General features: G+C 70.0%; 17 protein-coding genes. 6 read left to right on the top strand and 11 right to left on the bottom strand.

Annotation, left to right across the window (positions count from 1 at the left end; genetic code table 11):
• Positions 1 to 15 precede the first annotated feature (15 nt).
• The 3 genes from ACFVX4_RS01870 (at position 16) to ACFVX4_RS01860 (ending at position 2571) form a co-directional block, all read left to right on the top strand.
• Complete coding sequence (locus tag ACFVX4_RS01870) at positions 16 to 792, top strand: maleylpyruvate isomerase family mycothiol-dependent enzyme (RefSeq protein ID WP_389970919.1); 777 nt, start codon at positions 16 to 18, stop codon at positions 790 to 792.
• Between the two features lie 137 nt (positions 793 to 929).
• On the top strand, positions 930 to 2006 hold the full coding sequence (locus tag ACFVX4_RS01865) for a PHP domain-containing protein (protein ID WP_389970916.1): 1077 nt from the start codon (positions 930 to 932) through the stop codon (positions 2004 to 2006).
• Between the two features lie 4 nt (positions 2007 to 2010).
• Positions 2011 to 2571 (top strand): VOC family protein, encoded by a 561-nt coding sequence (locus tag ACFVX4_RS01860; protein ID WP_389970913.1) that lies wholly within the window; start codon positions 2011 to 2013, stop codon positions 2569 to 2571.
• Here ACFVX4_RS01860 and ACFVX4_RS01855 read toward each other — a convergent pair.
• From ACFVX4_RS01855 to ACFVX4_RS01840, 4 genes are all read right to left on the bottom strand, one after another.
• Complete coding sequence (locus ACFVX4_RS01855; RefSeq protein WP_389970910.1) at positions 2564 to 3571, bottom strand: LLM class F420-dependent oxidoreductase; 1008 nt, start codon at positions 3569 to 3571, stop codon at positions 2564 to 2566. The two genes, ACFVX4_RS01860 and ACFVX4_RS01855, sit on opposite strands and share 8 nt — an antisense overlap.
• 123 nt (positions 3572 to 3694) lie before the next feature.
• Positions 3695 to 4555 carry a DUF5336 domain-containing protein gene (locus tag ACFVX4_RS01850; protein ID WP_389970907.1) on the bottom strand — a complete coding sequence of 287 codons (861 nt, stop codon included), beginning with the start codon at positions 4553 to 4555 and terminating at the stop codon, positions 3695 to 3697.
• Between the two features lie 194 nt (positions 4556 to 4749).
• Complete coding sequence (locus ACFVX4_RS01845; RefSeq protein ID WP_389970904.1) at positions 4750 to 5682, bottom strand: N-acetylmuramoyl-L-alanine amidase; 933 nt, start codon at positions 5680 to 5682, stop codon at positions 4750 to 4752.
• A 35-nt stretch (positions 5683 to 5717) separates the two neighbouring features.
• Entirely contained in the window at positions 5718 to 6305 is a 588-nt protein-coding gene (locus ACFVX4_RS01840) for a class I SAM-dependent methyltransferase (protein ID WP_389972054.1), read from the bottom strand.
• A 247-nt stretch (positions 6306 to 6552) separates the two neighbouring features.
• Between ACFVX4_RS01840 and ACFVX4_RS01835 the strand changes: the two genes are divergently transcribed.
• A complete protein-coding gene (locus ACFVX4_RS01835) occupies positions 6553 to 6711 on the top strand; it encodes a hypothetical protein (RefSeq protein WP_389970901.1) in 159 nt (52 codons plus the stop codon).
• 213 nt (positions 6712 to 6924) lie between these two features.
• Here ACFVX4_RS01835 and ACFVX4_RS01830 read toward each other — a convergent pair whose 3' ends face one another.
• From ACFVX4_RS01830 to ACFVX4_RS01815, 4 genes are all read right to left on the bottom strand, one after another.
• Positions 6925 to 7287, bottom strand: coding sequence for a hypothetical protein (locus ACFVX4_RS01830; RefSeq protein ID WP_389970898.1), 363 nt, complete (start codon positions 7285 to 7287; stop codon positions 6925 to 6927).
• Positions 7288 to 7308: 21 nt separating this feature from the next.
• The gene (locus ACFVX4_RS01825) at positions 7309 to 8220 is read right to left on the bottom strand and encodes a radical SAM protein (protein WP_389970895.1); all 912 of its coding nucleotides are present in this window, start codon (positions 8218 to 8220) and stop codon (positions 7309 to 7311) included.
• Positions 8221 to 8295: 75 nt separating this feature from the next.
• Positions 8296 to 8499 carry a hypothetical protein gene (locus tag ACFVX4_RS01820; RefSeq protein WP_389970892.1) on the bottom strand — a complete coding sequence of 68 codons (204 nt, stop codon included), beginning with the start codon at positions 8497 to 8499 and terminating at the stop codon, positions 8296 to 8298.
• A gap of 919 nt (positions 8500 to 9418) precedes the next feature.
• A complete protein-coding gene (locus ACFVX4_RS01815) occupies positions 9419 to 9610 on the bottom strand; it encodes a hypothetical protein (protein ID WP_266425903.1) in 192 nt (63 codons plus the stop codon).
• Positions 9611 to 9788: 178 nt separating this feature from the next.
• Here ACFVX4_RS01815 and ACFVX4_RS01810 point away from each other — a divergent pair, with 178 nt between their 5' ends.
• Positions 9789 to 11135: a tetratricopeptide repeat protein gene (locus ACFVX4_RS01810; RefSeq protein ID WP_389970890.1), complete on the top strand. Its 1347-nt coding sequence runs from the start codon at positions 9789 to 9791 to the stop codon at positions 11133 to 11135.
• A 1144-nt stretch (positions 11136 to 12279) separates the two neighbouring features.
• Positions 12280 to 12426, top strand: coding sequence for a hypothetical protein (locus ACFVX4_RS01805; protein WP_389970887.1), 147 nt, complete (start codon positions 12280 to 12282; stop codon positions 12424 to 12426).
• 280 nt (positions 12427 to 12706) lie between these two features.
• Here the strand turns inward: ACFVX4_RS01805 and ACFVX4_RS01800 are convergent, their stop codons facing one another.
• The 3 genes from ACFVX4_RS01800 to ACFVX4_RS01790 are packed head-to-tail and all read right to left on the bottom strand — an operon-like array spanning position 12707 to position 16376.
• Positions 12707 to 14038 carry a M20/M25/M40 family metallo-hydrolase gene (locus tag ACFVX4_RS01800; protein WP_389970884.1) on the bottom strand — a complete coding sequence of 444 codons (1332 nt, stop codon included), beginning with the start codon at positions 14036 to 14038 and terminating at the stop codon, positions 12707 to 12709.
• Positions 14035 to 15423, bottom strand: coding sequence for a cytosine permease (locus ACFVX4_RS01795; RefSeq protein WP_389970882.1), 1389 nt, complete (start codon positions 15421 to 15423; stop codon positions 14035 to 14037). Before ACFVX4_RS01795 ends, ACFVX4_RS01800 begins: the two co-directional genes overlap by 4 nt.
• Positions 15423 to 16376, bottom strand: coding sequence for a DUF1177 domain-containing protein (locus ACFVX4_RS01790; RefSeq protein ID WP_389970879.1), 954 nt, complete (start codon positions 16374 to 16376; stop codon positions 15423 to 15425). Before ACFVX4_RS01790 ends, ACFVX4_RS01795 begins: the two co-directional genes overlap by 1 nt.
• Positions 16377 to 16526: the final 150 nt, after the last annotated feature.

Raw genomic sequence — 16526 nt, 5'->3', positions numbered from 1 at the left:
ATTAGGGTGCGCGGCATGAGTTCACTTGCGCATGACCTCTACTGCGACGAAATCATCGCCCGTACCGACGCGTTGAGGGCCGCGCTCCTCGGCGTGGACCTCGGCGCGACCGTCCCGACCTGCCCCGACTGGACCCTGCGCGACCTCGCCGTCCATCTCGGCGGCGCCCATCGCTGGGTCGGCGAGATCGTACGCACCCGGGCCACCGAGGCGGTCCCGCCGGAGCGGGTACCGGAGTTCACCCCGGGGAACGACGACCCCGCCGTGCTCGACGCCTGGCTGGCGGACGGCGCGGCGCGGACCGCCGAGGCGCTGCGGGCCGCGGGACCGGACGAGGAGGTGTGGTCCTGGGCGTGGGAGCGGAGCACGGGCTTCTGGGCACGCCGGATGGCACACGAGACGATCGTCCACCACGCCGACGCGGCGCTCACCGCGAAGACCGGGTACGAGGTGGCGCCGGAGCTGGCCGCCGACACGATCGAGGAGTGGCTGGAGATCGTCGCCTTCGCGCGGGCCGCGGGCGACGAGCGGGCGGCCGGGCTGACCGGCGCCGGGCGCTCCATCCATCTGCACGCCACGGACGCGCCGGGCGCCGAATGGCTGATCGAGTTCGGCGAGGACGGCTTCGCCTGGCGCCGCGCCCACGAGAAGGCGACCGTGGCGCTGCGCGGCCCGCTCACCGACATCATGCTGGTCTTCAACCGGCGCCTGGCGGCGGACAGCGACCGGGTCGAGGTGCTGGGTGACGCGAAGCTGCTGGACTTCTGGCTGGGGCACTCCGTGTTCGGCTGAGCGGCCACCCGGTGCCGCCCGCCCGGTGCCGCCCGGCCGCGGTCCGCTGCGGCCCCGGCCCGTTGTGCGGGCCGGGCCGGGCTGCGCGAAGCTGGAGGGGAGAGCACGTAGTGTCCGGCGGCCCCGTGGAGGTGCCGATGGAGCCCGTCCGCGCCCTGAAACGCATCGCCTTCCTGCTCGAACGCGGCAGGGCCGATACCTACCGTGTGCACGCCTTCCGCACAGCCGCCGACGCGGTGGCCGCGATGGCGGACGGCGAGGCCGCCCGACGGGCGGCGGCCGGTTCGCTGGAGGCGGTCAAGGGCATCGGGCCGAAGACCGCGCAGGTGATCCGGGAGGCGGTGGCCGGGGACGTACCCGGCTATCTGGCACGGCTGGAGGAAGAGGCCGCCGCCCGGCCCGCCGAGGGCGGCGAGGACCTCCTCGCGCTCCAGCGCGGCGACTGCCATCTGCACTCCGACTGGTCGGACGGCGGCAGCCCCATCGAGGAGATGGGACGCACCGCGGCGGAGCTGGGCCACGAGTGGGCGGTCCTCACCGACCACTCGCCCCGGCTGACCGTCGCGAACGGACTCTCCCCGGACCGGCTGCGCCGGCAGCTGGCGGCGGTCGCCGAGCTCAACGAGCGGTGGGCGCCGTTCCGGCTGCTCACCGGCATCGAGTGCGACATCCTCCCCGACGGATCCCTCGACCAGGAGGAGGAGCTGCTGGCACAGCTGGACGTCGTGGTGGTCTCCGCGCATTCCAAGCTGAGGATGGACCCGGTCCCGATGACCGGACGCCTGCTCGCGGCCGTCCGCCACCCGCGGGCGAACATCCTCGGACACTGCACGGGACGGCTGATCGCGGACCGGAAGCGCCCGGAGTCCCGGTTCGACGCGGACGAGGTCTTCGCCGCGTGCGCCGAGGCGGGCACCGCGGTGGAGATCAACAGCCGGCCGGAACGGCTCGACCCGCCCCGTCGGCTGCTGAGCCGCGCCGTCCAGGCGGGCACCCTCTTCGCCATCGACACCGACGCCCACGCGCCCGGACAGCTGGACTGGCAGATCCACGGCTGCGCCCGCGCCGAGGAGTGCCGGGTCCCGGCGGAACGCGTCGTCACCACGTGGCCGGCCGATCGGCTCCTGGCCTGGTCGCGCGAGGGCACGACCCCGGAGCGGGCCCGCTCCGGGGTGGACGGGGCCGTCGGCGCAGCCCCGGGACAGGAGCGGTGAAGCCATGACGGCCACGAGCGTGCGAGGAATCGACCACATCGGGGTCACGGTCCCCGACCTGGAGACCGCGACCCTCTTCCTCACGAGAGCCTTCGGCGCCGAGGTGCTCTACGACGCCCTGCGCCGCCAGGACGGACCGAACGGCGGACCCGATGTCGAGCAGCGGCTCGGCGTCCCGGCGGGCACCCAGCAGTTGGCGATCAGGATGCTGGCCCTCCCCGGCGGCGGGCCGGGCATCGAGCTGTTCGAGTTCCAGGGCCCCCGCCGCGAACCCCCGGCGCTGCCCTGCGACTTCGGCTGGCAGCACGTGGCGCTGTACGCCGACGACCTGGACGCGGCCGTCCGGGACTGCGTGGCCGCGGGTGCCACGCTGCTCGCCGGGGCGCAGCCGCTGCCGGGCCCCGAGGCGGGGGAGCACAACCGGTTCGCGTATCTGCGCACCCCGTGGGGCAGCACCCTGCAACTCCTCACGTACCCCGACCCCCAGCCCTGGCAGCGCGCCGCACCCGGCGGCTCCGACACCGGCACCTGGCCCACCGACCCGGCGCGCCCAGGCCCTAGTTGAGCTCCGCGAGCACCCGCAGCGTGTGCGGGTCCGGTGCTGTCACCAGCAGATCGGTGACCGGCCCCTTGCGCCACAACTCCAGCCGCTCCGCGATCCGTTCGCGCGGTCCGACGAGCGAGATCTCGTCCGCGAACGCGTCGGGCACCGCCAGCACCGCCTCTTCCTTGCGCCCTTCGAGGAAGAGCCGCTGGATCCGCCGCGCCTCCTCCTCGAAACCCATCCGCGCCATCAGATCGGCATGGAAGTTACGGGCCGCGTGCCCCATGCCCCCGATGTAGAAGCCGAGCGTGGCCTTCACCGGCAGTAGCCCCTCGGCGACATCGTCACAGACCTGCGCACGGACCATCGGCGCGATCATGAACCCGTCGGGCAGATCGGTGAGCGACGCCTCGTACACGTCGGTGCGCAGCGGCGACCAGTACAACGGCAGCCAGCCGTCGGCGATGCGTGTCGTCTGCGCGATGTTCTTCGGACCCTCCGCCCCGAGCAGCACGGGGAGTTCGGCCCGCAGCGGATGGGTGATCGGCTTCAGCGGCTTGCCCAGGCCGGTGGCGTCCGGACCGTCGTACGGATGGGAGTGGAACCGGCCGGCCAGCTCGACGGGGGCCTCGCGGCGGAGCACCTGGCGGATGACGTCGACGTACTCCCGGGTCGCGGTCAGCGGGCTCGTGGGGAACGGCCGCCCGTACCAGCCCTCCACCACCTGCGGCCCGGACAGCCCGAGGCCGAGCATCATCCGGCCGCCGGAGAGATGGTCGAGGGTGAGGGCGTGCATCGCGGTCGCGGTAGGGGTGCGCGCCGCCATCTGCGCGATGCCGGTGCCCAGCCGGATCCGGGAGGTGTGCGCGGCGATCCAGGTCAGCGGGGTGAACGCGTCCGACCCCCAGGCCTCCGCCGTCCACACCGACGCGTACCCCAGCTCCTCGGCCCGCCGGGCCAGCTCCAGATGGGCGGGGTCCGGGCCGCGACCCCAGTACCCGAGCGCGAGTCCGAGCCTCATCTCCGCCGCCTCCCAGCATTTCTGACGAAGCGTCAGCCATGTGACGCACGACGGAGGGTACGACAGCGGCCCCCCGCCCGGAAGGGGCGGAGGGCCGCTCTCGTACTGCCGTGGGGTGCGGGATCAGCCGCGCTGGATGCCCGTGGTGTCCTGGAGCACACCGCGACGGCCGTCCTGGGTCTGGGCGATGAGGCCCGGACCGCGCTGTTCCACCGCGAGGTACCAGGTGCCGGGCGCCAGTTCGGCGATCGGCGACGGCGAACCGTCCTCCCCGTACAGCGGGCGGGCCACCGGCACCGCGAACCAGAACGGGGTGAAGTCACCGGTCGGCGCACCCGCGGCGGGGGCCTGCTGGGCACCCGCCTGGGGCTGCGGCTCCGGCTGACCGGGCTGCGGCTGACCGGGCTGCGGCTGACCGGGCTGCGGCTGGGCACCGTAGGGCTGCTGCTGACCCGGCTGGCCGCCGTACGACGGCTGCTGGGCACCGGGGTAGCCGTATCCCTGGCCGGGCTGCGGCTGACCGCCGTACGGGGGCTGCACGCCCCTCGGGCCCGAGGCGCTCACCAGCGGGGCCTTGAGCGCGGGGACCAGCGGGGTGGCGACCGCGCCGCCCGCGAGCACGATCGTGGCGAGCAGGCCGAGGATCAGCCCGGCGCCCGTGTTGCTGCCGTCGATGATCGTCCAGAAGGCCGTCCACACCGCGAAGATGCTGAGCGCGGCACCGAACTGACCGAGGTCGAAGCCGACGACCTTGCGGCCCGGGGTGGCGCGGCCCACGATGACCAGCGCCGCTCCGATGATCCCGGCCAGGTAGACGCTCATCAGGAGCCCGAGCGAGTCCCAGGCGTTCGGGGCGTTGTAGCGGGAGCAGTTGATGCCCGCAGGACAGTCGAAGCCGTAGAGGTCGAGGAAAGAGGCGATGAACAGCACGACCGCTGCTCCGATCACCACGCCGTCGCCTCGAGTGAGGGAGCGGATATTCACGTGAAGGTCCTTAGTCGATCGTCTCGTCGGGGCGGTCGTCGCTGCCGCCTGCACGGGTGCGGCGGGCACGGCACGAAGCTCGGGGGGCGCGGCCCCCATCGTACGGATGAATCTATCGTCTGATCGGGTGGGTTGTGTCCCTGCCCGGACGCCGGACGCACATCCCCCCAATTTCGCCTCAGAACTACCTCTTGCTACCCGTTGAGGTAGCTGCTGATGCCGTCGGTAATCCCCTGTGCCGCCTTCTGACGCCAGCCCGCGCTGGTGAGCAGGGCAGCATCCTTCGGATCACGCATATTGCCGCATTCGATGAACACTTTGGGCACGGTCGACAAATTAAGTCCGCCCAGGTCCTTGCGAATGTCCAATCCGGTATTGCCACCGACGTAATTGGAAGGCGCACTTCCGGTAGCGCGGACGAATAGCCCCGCGATCCGGGTGCCGAGGTCGCGCGACGGTTCGACGATCTTCGAGGTGTCCGCAGCCCCGCCCCGCACCGGCCCGGGGAGGATCACATGGAAACCGCGGTTGCCGGCCGCTGAGCCGTCCGCGTGCACCGACACCACGGCATCGGCCCGCGCCTCGTTGCCGATCCGGGCCCGTTCGTCGACACACGGCCCGTACGCGCGGTCGTTGTCGTACGTCAGCACGACCTTCGCGCCCTGCTTCTGGAGGAGGGTGCGCAGCCGGTGCGAGACATCGAGGGTGAACTGTGCTTCCGCGTAACCGGAGTTGGTCGACGTTCCGGTGGTGTCGCACTCCTTGTGCGTGGTGCCGATGTCCACCTGGCGGTTGATCTCGCGGGTATGCAGGTGGTTGTTCGGGTTGTGCCCGGGGTCGATGACGACGGTCTTCCCGGACAGCGGCCCGGTGGCCCCGCCGCCCGTGGACTTCGACGGCTTCGCGGACGGGGTGGGGGAGGCGGACGTCTTCTCCGGCGCCGGAGCGGTCTTCGACGGTGGCGGGGCAGAGGTACCGCTGCCGCCCTGCCGGGGCTCGGCCTGCGCCCCGCCGACGACGTCGCCCGCGCCGCAGCCCGCGGCGGTCAGGCACACGGCGACGAACGCGGTGGCGGCGAGCAGGGACCGGCGGCGCCGGGTGGGGGGAACACTCTCGTCGTACGGCACCACGCGATGCTATCGGGGCCCTCGGACGGCCGCCCTCAGATGCCGGTTCCGGTACGCCGCAGTACCCGCAGCGAATCCGTCACGGACACCTCGGTGAACGCACCGGAGGCCAGCGCCCGCAGATAGACGCGGTACGGCGCCTGGCCGCCGTGCGCGGGGTCCGGGAACACATCGTGGATCACCAGCAGCCCGCCCTCGGCGACATGCGGGGCCCAGCCCTCGTAGTCGCCGTTGGCGTGCTCGTCGGTGTGGCCGCCGTCGATGAAGACGAAGCCCAGCTTCCCGCCCCAGACCGCCGCGACCTGCGGGGACCGTCCGACCAGCGCCACGACGTGGTCCTCCAGGCCTGCCGCGTGCAGGGTCCTGCGGAAGGTCGGCAGCGTGTCCATCCGGCCGACCTCCGGGTCCACCACGGTCGGGTCGTGGTACTCCCAGCCGGGCTGCTGCTCCTCGCTGCCGCGGTGGTGGTCGACGGTGAGGGCCGTCACACCGGCCGCCCGCGCGACATCGGCGAGCAGGATCGTGGAGCGCCCGCAGTACGTGCCGACCTCCAGGATCGGCAGCCCCAGCGCGGCGGCCCCGGTGGCGGCCGTGTACAGCGCGAGTCCCTCGACCACCGGCATGAAGCCCCTGGCGGCCTGGAAGGCGGCGAGAATCTCGGGCGCGGGCTCGACGACGGACTCGGCGGGCACGGGTTCCTCCTGGTGGGGACGGGTACGCGTTCGACGGCGCCCCATCGTGCCGTACGCCCCCGCCGAAGGAGTCGGCGGGGGGCGCGGCCGCCCCGCGCTCCCCGGAGGCCGACGGCCTGGTGACGGTGGCGCCGCAGCCCCGCTTTAGCTCGCGCGGCACATCGAGGAGCTGTCCGCGGTGAACGGCTTCCTCGACTCCCGGGGGCTGGCCTGGTCGATCCCCAGCGGCGACGGGATCGGCGAGCAGCACTTCGGCCCCGAGGTGCGGCAGTACCTGGACGCGGCCCGGTCGGACTTCCACGACGTCCCAGCCGTACCCCGCCCATGCACCATGTGAAGGCAGCACGGACAGGGCTCGGTTCCCTCACCGCGCGGGCGAAGGCGCGGCACCCCTGAAAGACAGCAGTCCGTCATGATCGGACTGGCTCACATCTCGCGGGGCGGACCAGGGCGGGGAGGGGCACGCCTGTCCCTACCAAGGCTTGTCCGGTCGGGGTCGTCCGCCTACTTGCTTCCAGTACCAGACAGGCGGACCGCTCTCGCGCGGGCGCTACCCGTTCCCGTTCTCGGGCCCGTTCGGGCTTGCGGTCTGTCCTCGCAGCTCGGCCAAGGAACGCTGGTACAGGGTGTGTCCCGTGTAGTGCGCGTGTGCAGGAGCCGGCGAGGCATCCTCGATCACGTGTTGCGCGGCAGCCTTGAGCACGGCGCCCCATGCCAACACGTGCTGCTGTGCAGCTCGTCCGCACTGCTGCGGTTCGCCGGGCAGGCACAGCGGCAGGGGTTGCGGCAGCAGCTTGCCAGCGGCGTGCCGGACGTACCGTGCTACGGAAAGCCACTCCTCCTCGCTCCGGTGTACGGTGGCGCTTCCCGCATCTCCGCACCACGCGCCGAAGTCGTCTCCGTGATCGTGCATGTTCGCTGTCTCCTGTACCTGTCAGGCGGGTGCGCCGATGGCAGACGCCCCCGCGTTGCTTGCCTCTCGTGGGTCACAGTGCCCCACGGAAGGGACGCAGGGCCCACACGGGCCGCACATGGGAAGGAACTGCGGCGGGGTGCACGACTGAACTCCGGTTCCGTGCACGGCCGCGATGTCCGCAGTGACCTCCGCTGCCTGTGCGCCGTTCCAGACCTCGGCCACGGGAGTGGCCTTGACGTTGCCCATGGTGAGGAACCGCCCGAGGACGCACGGCCACATGTCGCCCGTGGGACCGATGGCGCACTTCTCATGTGCGCAGTGCCCGCACAGATCCTCGATCGTGGGCGCGGCCCCCTGACTGGCCCGCCCGAACGCGCGGGTCCGATCCCCGCCCACCTGCGGAACGCCGAGCGACACCAGGTCCTGCGCCGCTTCCTCGACACGCTGTCCGCTGCGCACCGCGACAACCCCGCCCCGCATGGCGATGCCGAGTTTCAAAGCCTTCTCGACGTTGGCGCGCGTCTTGCGGTGCGAACCGCGGAGCCCGGTCACCTGGTCGTGCTCGGCGGCGGTGTCCGAGTAGTACGACGTGGCGAGCTTGACGCCGTACTGCGTGAACGCGTCCCACAGAGCGTCCCGGATGTGCGCCATGTTCGAGAACACCTCGATGCCGAGCCCTCGCCCGTGCGCGTGCTCGATCAGCTCGGGCAGGTTCGGGTACAGGGTCGGTTCCCCGCCGATGAACTGCACGTCCGCCACCGTGCCCATGTCGGCAAGCTGATCGATCACGCTCAACCAGTCGGCCACGGTCATGGTCCCGTGCGTTCCCTTGGGTCCGCTGTCCGCGTAGCAGTGTGAACAGGTCTCCTGACAAAGCCCGGTCACCTCCAGCCATGCGAACCGGAGCGCCGATAAAGTTGTTGCTGCCATGAGTGATCGCCTCTTCTGTGTCGGTGGGTCCTCGGGTGCACGGTCCGGCGGGAAAGTGGCTGCTTTCCCGCCGGGCTAGTTGGAGCGGGGCCGGTCGGCCGCGCTGTCCTGCGTCGCTTCCCTCCGCCCTTGCTGGCGAATGTCCACAGGGACTTCGTGCAGCAGCGCCTTACGTTGTGCTGCTGCCTGGTTGTCGCCGGGGGTGGTCGGCTCCCCGCCCGTACTGCGCTTGGCTTCCTTCCTCACCGCCGCCACGGTGGGGCTGGACTTCTTGAACACTGGTCGCGTCTTTCTGCGTGCCGAATCCGGCCCCGGTTGGGGGCGGGGATGCTCGCTCCGCTCTCCGCCGTCACACGGAGTCGAGCGAGCCGCCATCGGATGAGCTGCCGGGCGTGAGCGGTCCGGAGCCTTGGGAAGTCCCCACCGATGACGGAAGTTGTGGGGTGGGCTACGGAAGGGGAGGCGAGCAAGCCGGAACATGGGTCACGACTTGTGACCACTCCGGATCAACTCGCCCCACTCCACGAAGCGCGCACGGAGCCAATCGCGATCCACGCCCGACCCAGAGGCGAGTTCCTTCATCGTCGTCCCGCTCCGGTACTTGGCGATCAGCTCGTCTCGGGCCGCAACCGCGGCTTCTCGGGCTGCCGCCACTTCCGCGGGCGTACGTCGGATTCGGGGGCGCTGGTTGAAACTGGGGCTACCCATGTCTGCCTGATCTCTCATCTGCCGGGTGGAGCCGCCCGACTGCCACCGTCCCTTTGACATGGGGGCAGCCGGGCGGGGTCTGGTGGGGGTTAGGCGCTGGTCAGCGTGGCCGGTGCCTGCATGGACTCCGGTATGAGCAAGGGGCGAGCGGTGAGCCCATACCAACCGGTCCTGTCCCTGGCAACGAACTCGAACTTGGCCCCCGTGGCGAGCTGGTGCAATGCGTCGTCCTGGCGCTCGTCGTCGTCGGCCCACGCACGTAACTCGGTGGGTGCGTCGCGCACGGACGGGGCACCGGCCGTAACACGACCGAGGGAATCCACGGACTGTCGGCAGGATCCGGGCCCAGCCCGTGCGCAAGCCGGTCGGCTTGTCCCTGGAGTCACCGGAGCGCAAGCCGCGGAGTCGCCGTGAGGGTTCCGCCGAGATAGACGGTCGTCGCCCGCGTGCACTTCGACCAGGAACTGTTTCGGCACGTTGGGAGCCGTGCTCACAGCCCGCCCCGGCTGCTTCTGAGATTCCGCAAAGCGGTCTCGACGCTGAGTCGTTCGGCGGGGGTCAGTGCGCGAACCCACTCGGGCTCGGTTTCCCATTCGGCACCACCACCGACCGGCCGCAGCGACCAGTACGGGCCGGCGAGCCCACGGAACTCTCCGATTCGGCTACGGCTCGTGTCCCGCATCAGCGCCCCCTCGGAGGGCGGTACCGGCTCTGCATTCACTCGCCTGTTCCTTCCGCTGCGAACCCGACTGTTCGCTCTAGGCAACCGCGTAATCACCCCCGGCGGTACTGTTGTGAAGCGCACAAGGATTAAGAGCGTTAAGCGCTTAACGCAGTCGTGCGTGGGGAGTTGAACGACCGTGGGCACCAGCGAGGCGAACACAGCACTGGAGCGGCTGTTCCGCGAGACTGGATGGACGCTGCGGCAGTGCGCGCAAGCGATCAACCGGGTTGGGACTGAGCGCGGCACCCCGAAGCAGTACCATGCGCCTTCCGTTCACCAGTGGTTGAGCGGGAGCGTGCCGCGCGAGGATGCCCGGCCGTTGATCTTGGAAGCGTTCGCCCGGCGCCTCGGGCGGCCCGTCACGTATGCGGAAGTCGGCTTCCCAGATCCCGAGGACGGGACGGAGGCAACACCGTCCAGCACGGTTGACGGGATCATTGATCTCGGACGGTTGGACATGGACCCCTCCCGCCGCAGTGTGCTCAGCGTCGCTCTGTTCTCCGTCGCACTGACAGTGCCTAACTGGCCGGACGTGGTGGGGCGCATGGAAGCTGCGCAGATAGGCAGCCGGACCCGCATCGGCATGTCCGATGTGCACACGGTTTCTGCCATGACAGAGCAGCTCTCGTCAATGGACGACCAGTTCGGAGGCCGAACTGCTCGCCCCCTCGCCGCAACCTTCCTGGTGAACACGGTCGCTCCGTTCCTCAGGACGGACGGCCCCGAGGACGTACGCAAAGCCATGATGTCCGCGGCTTCCGATCTCTGCTACCTCACCGGATACATGGCGGTTGACGAGGGTCTGCACGGGCTCGCACAGCGCTACTACCTGAAAGCACTGGAGCTTGCGGGAGCGTCGGAGGACCACCTTACGTACTGCACCACGCTTCGGGGCATGAGCGTGCAGGCGGTGGACCTGGGACAAGGGCCGATGGCCATGCGGCTCGCGGATGCTGCGGCGGCTTCCTCTCCCCAGGCCGGTCCGCGAATGCGTGCCTTTCTCGCCGGCCAGCAGGCACATGCGTCCGCACAGGTCGGCGACCGGCGCTCCGCGCTCGTCTACTTGAAGGAGGCCGAAGTCGCCATGGACAAGGCGGAGTCTCGTGGGAAGGCGTTCGGCTCGTACGCCCCCGCATCACTCAATTACCACACCAGCCAGGTCCGGTTCGAAATGGGCGACGTGCACGGCGCTGTTGCTGCCATGCAGGAGTCGGACAGGCTTCGAGACAGCGTCTACCGGCGTACTCGCGTCAAGGAGCGGGCGATCCTCGCCGAGCGGCAACTGGCTGTGGGACATCTCGAAGCCGCGTGCCAAACGTGGGGGCTCGCGCTGGACGATTACCCGCTGGTCAACTCGGGGCGCATCGACAAGCGGATGACGGACATGTTCAACCTCATTCGCCCCCACGCCCGGAACCATGACGCCCAAGCCCTGTACGAGCGCGCACGCGAGACGGTTCGGCCCGAGCTAGTCCCGGCGTAGCGAGAGCCCCGCCACGCCCCAAGTTGGGGCGCTCGCACTGGTCGATACGGGCAACACAGATGCAGTAATCCGTCAGTGTGGCGGTATCCACGGCGCCGATACCGGCCGTGAACTCCAGTACCGGGACGACCCTGCGCCACTCGCGTGAAGCGACTTCCCGGTAACGGGCGTTCACCGCGCACTGATCTCCGGGCACGTCCGCGAACGTGTCCGTCCAGTCCGGTTCGGACAGCTCGGCGGTCGGAACCCGCACACCCTCGGAAACGGGGCGCTTGCCGGGGTTGCCCTCGCGGATCACCTGCAGCGGCGGTGTCTTACGCATCGGGTCTGCCATTCCCTCACCCCTCCCATAGGCCGTGAGTCGGTCATGTGGACAGCGCGGAGCCTCCCCGCGCAAAGGGCGGTAGCTGCGGCGCGAGCTTTTTGCCTCCCTGCCGCTCAGCAGCGAGAGGGGCGGGGTCACCCCCTGGTCAGAACGGCGGACGCTCAGACGCTTCATGCCGAGAGCGAACCTCAGCAGCGAATCCGCCCGGCTGATTGCGCGCGGTCTCGCCGTTGTGACACGTCACGCACGGAGGGCGAAGATGCTTCGCCGCATCCGGGTTCGCCTCACCCCGCGCGATCAACTCGCGCCGAGACAGCGGGAAGTGATTTGCCACGTTCGCCGCGCGACCGCGCAGGACACACCGCGGGTTGGCGTACAGGTACGTCCCACGGATGCGCTGCCACCGCGTTGTGTCGACAGCGCCACCACGTGACGCACGATCCTTGTCCGCTTCCCTCTGGTGCCGAGCGCAGCGGCCACCACGGGCAGTCAACTCGGGGCACCGGGTACCGAGCACGGCGGGCGGGGCCTACGGGGCACGTCAGGTTCTCCTAACCTCAGTGAGTTGCGATTCCGGCTCTCCAGCCGAATTGGCTGCCACCCTGCGCGTGTTGCAAGTCAGCGTCGTTCCGATTGGTGGGATATCGACCTGCTGGGACAACGTGTGTTCACAGCGGTGAACAAACGGCCCCGACGTGGTGGTCTCATCGCTTCCTACGACGTCACGGAACGGGCGGCTCCGGAAACTTGCACAAAGTGTGCAAGTCGAGCGCCTGCCGGGCGTCTGTAATGAGGTCCACCAACACACGAGAGGCAGCCATGACGCCCAAGACCGAACGCAGCCCCGCAATCGAACTCCGCATCGGCGGGGCGCACTTGACGATCCAGCGCATCCCCGGATGGCTGATGGCAGCCTTCGCCACGACCACAGGTAGCGGGCTCGCCGCATGGTTCACGTCCCGGTGACGGTTCTTGACGAACTAGATCCGGATGAACCAGCTCCGGGGAGTTCCAGCACACACGTCAAGATCCACTTCTGAAACGCACCCTAGCTCCGTGCGCTGGGAGACCCGGAGGGCAACGAGTTCTGCGTCGGCGCAGCCTCTGCGTGATGCGCGAGCAGCGGGACAGCACCGGTTCCGGGCGCAATGACGTACGCCCCCGCCGGACGCGATGCGTGTGCGGCGGGGGCGTACGAGGGGTGAGCCCGGGTCGGGGCGCCCCTGGCAGGGATGCGATATGGAGGTCAGCAGCTCTGCCAGAGTCGGGTCATGACCCGGACGCCGAAGCGCAGGCCCTCCAGCGGGACGCGCTCGTCCACGCCGTGGAAGAGCCGGCCGTAGTCCAGGTCGTGCGGGAGCTTGAGGCCCTTGAAGCCGAAGCAGCGGATGCCGAGGTGGGTGAAGGCCTTGGCGTCGGTGCCGCCCGGGTTGCAGTACGGGACGGGGTGGCCGTCCGGGTCCTCGGCGCGCACGGCCTCGCACATGGCGTCGACCAGCGGGCCGTCGAACGTGGTCTCCAGCGCGATGTCGTGGTTGACCCACTCGCGGCTGACCGAGGGGAGGAGGAGCTTGTCGATGGTGTCGATCAGCTCCTGCTCGTGGCCGGGCAGGAAGCGGCCGTCCACCCGGGCGGTCGCCTTTCCGGGGATGACGTTGGTCTGGTAGCCGGCGTCGAACATGGTGGGGTTCGCGGAGTTGCGGAGCACCACCTGCATGAAGTCGGAGACCGGGCCCAGCTTCGCGAGGCTGCCCTCGATGTCGTTCTCGTCGAACTCGACACCGTAGAGGCGGGCGGCCTCTTCGAGCAGGGCGCGGACCGGTTCGATCAGCCGGATGGGGAAGGTCTCGCGGCCGATCCGGGTGAGGGACTCGGCGAGGTCGGTGACCGCGTTCTCGTCGTTGGGGGACGAGCCGTGGCCGGCCCGGCCGGTGGCGGTGAGCTCCATCCAGGCCATGCCGCGCTGGGCGTTCTCGATCGGGTAGAGGCGACGGGTGTCGTCGATGGCGAAGGAGAAGCCGCCGCCCTCGCCGATCGCCTCGGTGACCCCGGCGAACAGCTCCGGGCGGTGCTCGACCAGCCAGTGGGCGCCGAACTTCCCGCCCGCCTCCTCGTCGGCGAGGAAGGCCAGGACCAGGTCGCGCGAGGGCCTGGTGCCGGTGCGGGCGAAGTGGCGGGCGGTCGCCAGCATGACGGCCACCGTGTCCTTCATGTCGATCGCGCCGCGGCCCCAGAGGTAGCCGTCGCGGATCTCGCCGGAGAACGGCGGGACCTGCCACTCGGAGGCGTCGGCCGGGACCACGTCCAGGTGGCCGTGGACCAGGAGGGCGCCGCGCTCCGGGTCGGCGCCCGCGATCCGGGCGATGACACTGGCGCGGCCCGGGGCGGACTCGACCAGCTCGGACTCGATGCCCACCTCGGCGAGGCGGCCCACCACCCAGTCGGCGCTCGCACGCTCGTTGCTGGTGGGGTTGGAGGTGTCGAACCTGATCAGTTCGGCGCAGAGTTCGATGACCTCGTCCTGGGCCTCGGCGGACGCCGGGACGAGGGAGGGGGCGGTGGGGTCGAGGGGGGTCATGCTGCTCCCACAGGGGTTGTCGCGCGGGCGGCGGGGGCGGCGTCGTCCTCGTCGTCCAGGGTGGAGGTGCCGTACGGCTTCACCCAGCCCAGCAGGCCGAGGACGCTGTACAGGATGAAGGCGGTGGCCAGCGAGTTCAGGGCCGGGATGCCGCCGTCGTAGAACTTGCCGACGCAGAACGCCGCGATCCAGATGGCGATGGACATCGGCACCCAGGTCGGCGAGGACTTCGGCAGGGTCTCCGACTCCCGGGTCTCGTCCAGCGGCTTGCGCATCCGCTTGACGACCCAGTACTCGGCCACGATGATGCCGCCGATCGGCGGGATGGCGACGCCGAGGACCGAGAGGAACTCGGTGAAGTGGGTCATGATCCCGACCGCGGACAGGGCGGTGCCCGCGATGCCGAGGACGATCGTGACCGCGCCGCGGTGCAGCCGCTTGCCGAAGACGACCTGGAAGAAGTTGACGACGCCGAGGGAGGAGCCGTACAGGTTCCAGTCGTTGATCTTGGCGGTGGACATCAGGACCACGATGACGCCGAAGGCGCCGGAGGTGGAGAGCACGATGTGCGAGACCTCGTTGCTCTTCACCAGGTGGCCCAGGAGCACACCGGTCAGGCCGACGATGTACTCGGAGAGGATCATCGACGAGGCGCTCTGCAGGAAGACGTGCGAGCCCTTCCGGTTGTACCGCGTCATCTCCGGGGACACGATGGCGCCGGTCATGTAGCCGCCCGCGATGGCGGTGGCGGCGACGGCGAGCGGGATCGTCTGGCCGGGCGGCGGCGAGTGGATCAGCTCGCTGAACGAGTGGTCCTTCAGCGTCGAGATGACCGACCAGGCGACCATCGCGAAGAACAGCGGCGTGACGATCTTGGCGAAGGCGGCCATGTACTTGAAGCCGAAGATCACCAGTGCGGTGATGGCGATGCCCGCCAGTACGCACCACATCCAGGACGGGCCGCCGACCAGCGCCGAGACGCTGTTGCCGAAGATCGTGTTCTGGACGCCGAACCAGCCGACCAGGCTGACCGCGATGACGAAGCTGACCAGCGCCGAGCCGTTGCGGCCGAAGCCGACCCAGCGGGTCAGCATCGGTGTCGCCAGACCCTCGCGCATACCGGCCAGGCCGATCGCGAAGATCACGACCTCCAGGATCACCGCGCCGAGCGTGAAGGCGAGGAAGGCGTCCCCGAAGGTCATGCCGACGCCGATGGTGGCGCCGAGGGTGAACTGCGAGATCGAGCCGGACTGGGCCAGCCACTGGAGCAGCATCGACCAGAAGCCGAAGCGCTTGTCGCGCGGGACGCGGGACAGCGAGTAGTCGTCGCTGCCGATGGCCTTGGCCTCGGGGGCCGCGGCCCCGGCCTGCGGGGTGGCTGCCATCAGGACTCCTGGGGTGTGCGGCCGAAGGTCTGCAGGTGTGCCAGCGACCCGTAGCGGTTGACGAGGTTGTCGAACTCCACCGCGTCGTGGAAGTCCAGTTGGCCGCTGCCGTAGGCCTTGGCGACCTCCACGGCGTAGCGGGCGGCGGACGCGATGTCCGCCTCGTGGCTCGCGCCCGTACCGCAGCCCGGCACCGCGGCGGCCGAGGTGATGGCCAGACCGACGACCGGGGCGGCCGTCGAGGTGGAGGGCTGAAGGATCGAATTGATGTGGTGTGCCCCGTTACCGTACGGGGTGATGTCCTGTGTGGTCACGGGGTACGTGACCAACGGCTCACCGGTCACCACGGCCAGCAGCTCGCCGAGCTGCTCGCTGACCCGGAGCACCCAGCCCTCCTTGACGGTGGGCGACAGGGCGAGGCCCTTGTGGTTGATGATCCGGTTGCCCTTGGTGGTGTCGATGGAGAGCACGGCCTCCATCTCGCCGGTCACCTCGTGGCGGTTCATGGTGGCGATGTCCACGGGCGAGCCCATGAACGGCACCGGGTCGTGCGGCTCGGTCGGCGCGTTCGGGCAGATGTGGGTGGCGACGATCACATCGCCGGGCAGTACGTCGCCACGGCGGCGCATGTCGAGCAGCTTGGCGGCGGTGGCGATGGCCGAGGCCGCGCCGTCGGCGTCGGAGACCAGGCCGGTCACCTCGGGCCGGGCGCCGATGCCGCCGAGCCGGCCCACCACGCCCAGCGTGCGGGCACTGCCCCCGGACGTACGCCCTCGGGCGCCCGGGATACGGACCATCACGAAGTCCGTCGAGCCCTGCTCGCCGACGACCGTGGTGACCTTCGCGGACGAGCCCTCGGTCCCGCTCACGGAGTCGAGGTACTCGACGACCGTCTTGCCATTGACCTGGGGATCGTCCAGCAGATCGACGATGTCCAGCACGTACTTCAACATGGGGGGCCTTTCTCGCTCATCCGGACACCCGGGCCGGCGCTAGGGCCGTCCGGCAGATCAGGGCCGGACAGGCCCTCGACGGGGAAGCGCGGGGCGGGGTGCTGAGGCCACATTCGGGATCGGATAGCGTTGAACGCAACTGTTTCCCGT

This window comes from Streptomyces sp. NPDC058240 (assembly GCF_042882135.1).
In the GTDB taxonomy this organism is placed as follows: domain Bacteria; phylum Actinomycetota; class Actinomycetes; order Streptomycetales; family Streptomycetaceae; genus Streptomyces.
This window is presented reverse-complemented; position numbering and strand designations above follow the sequence as displayed.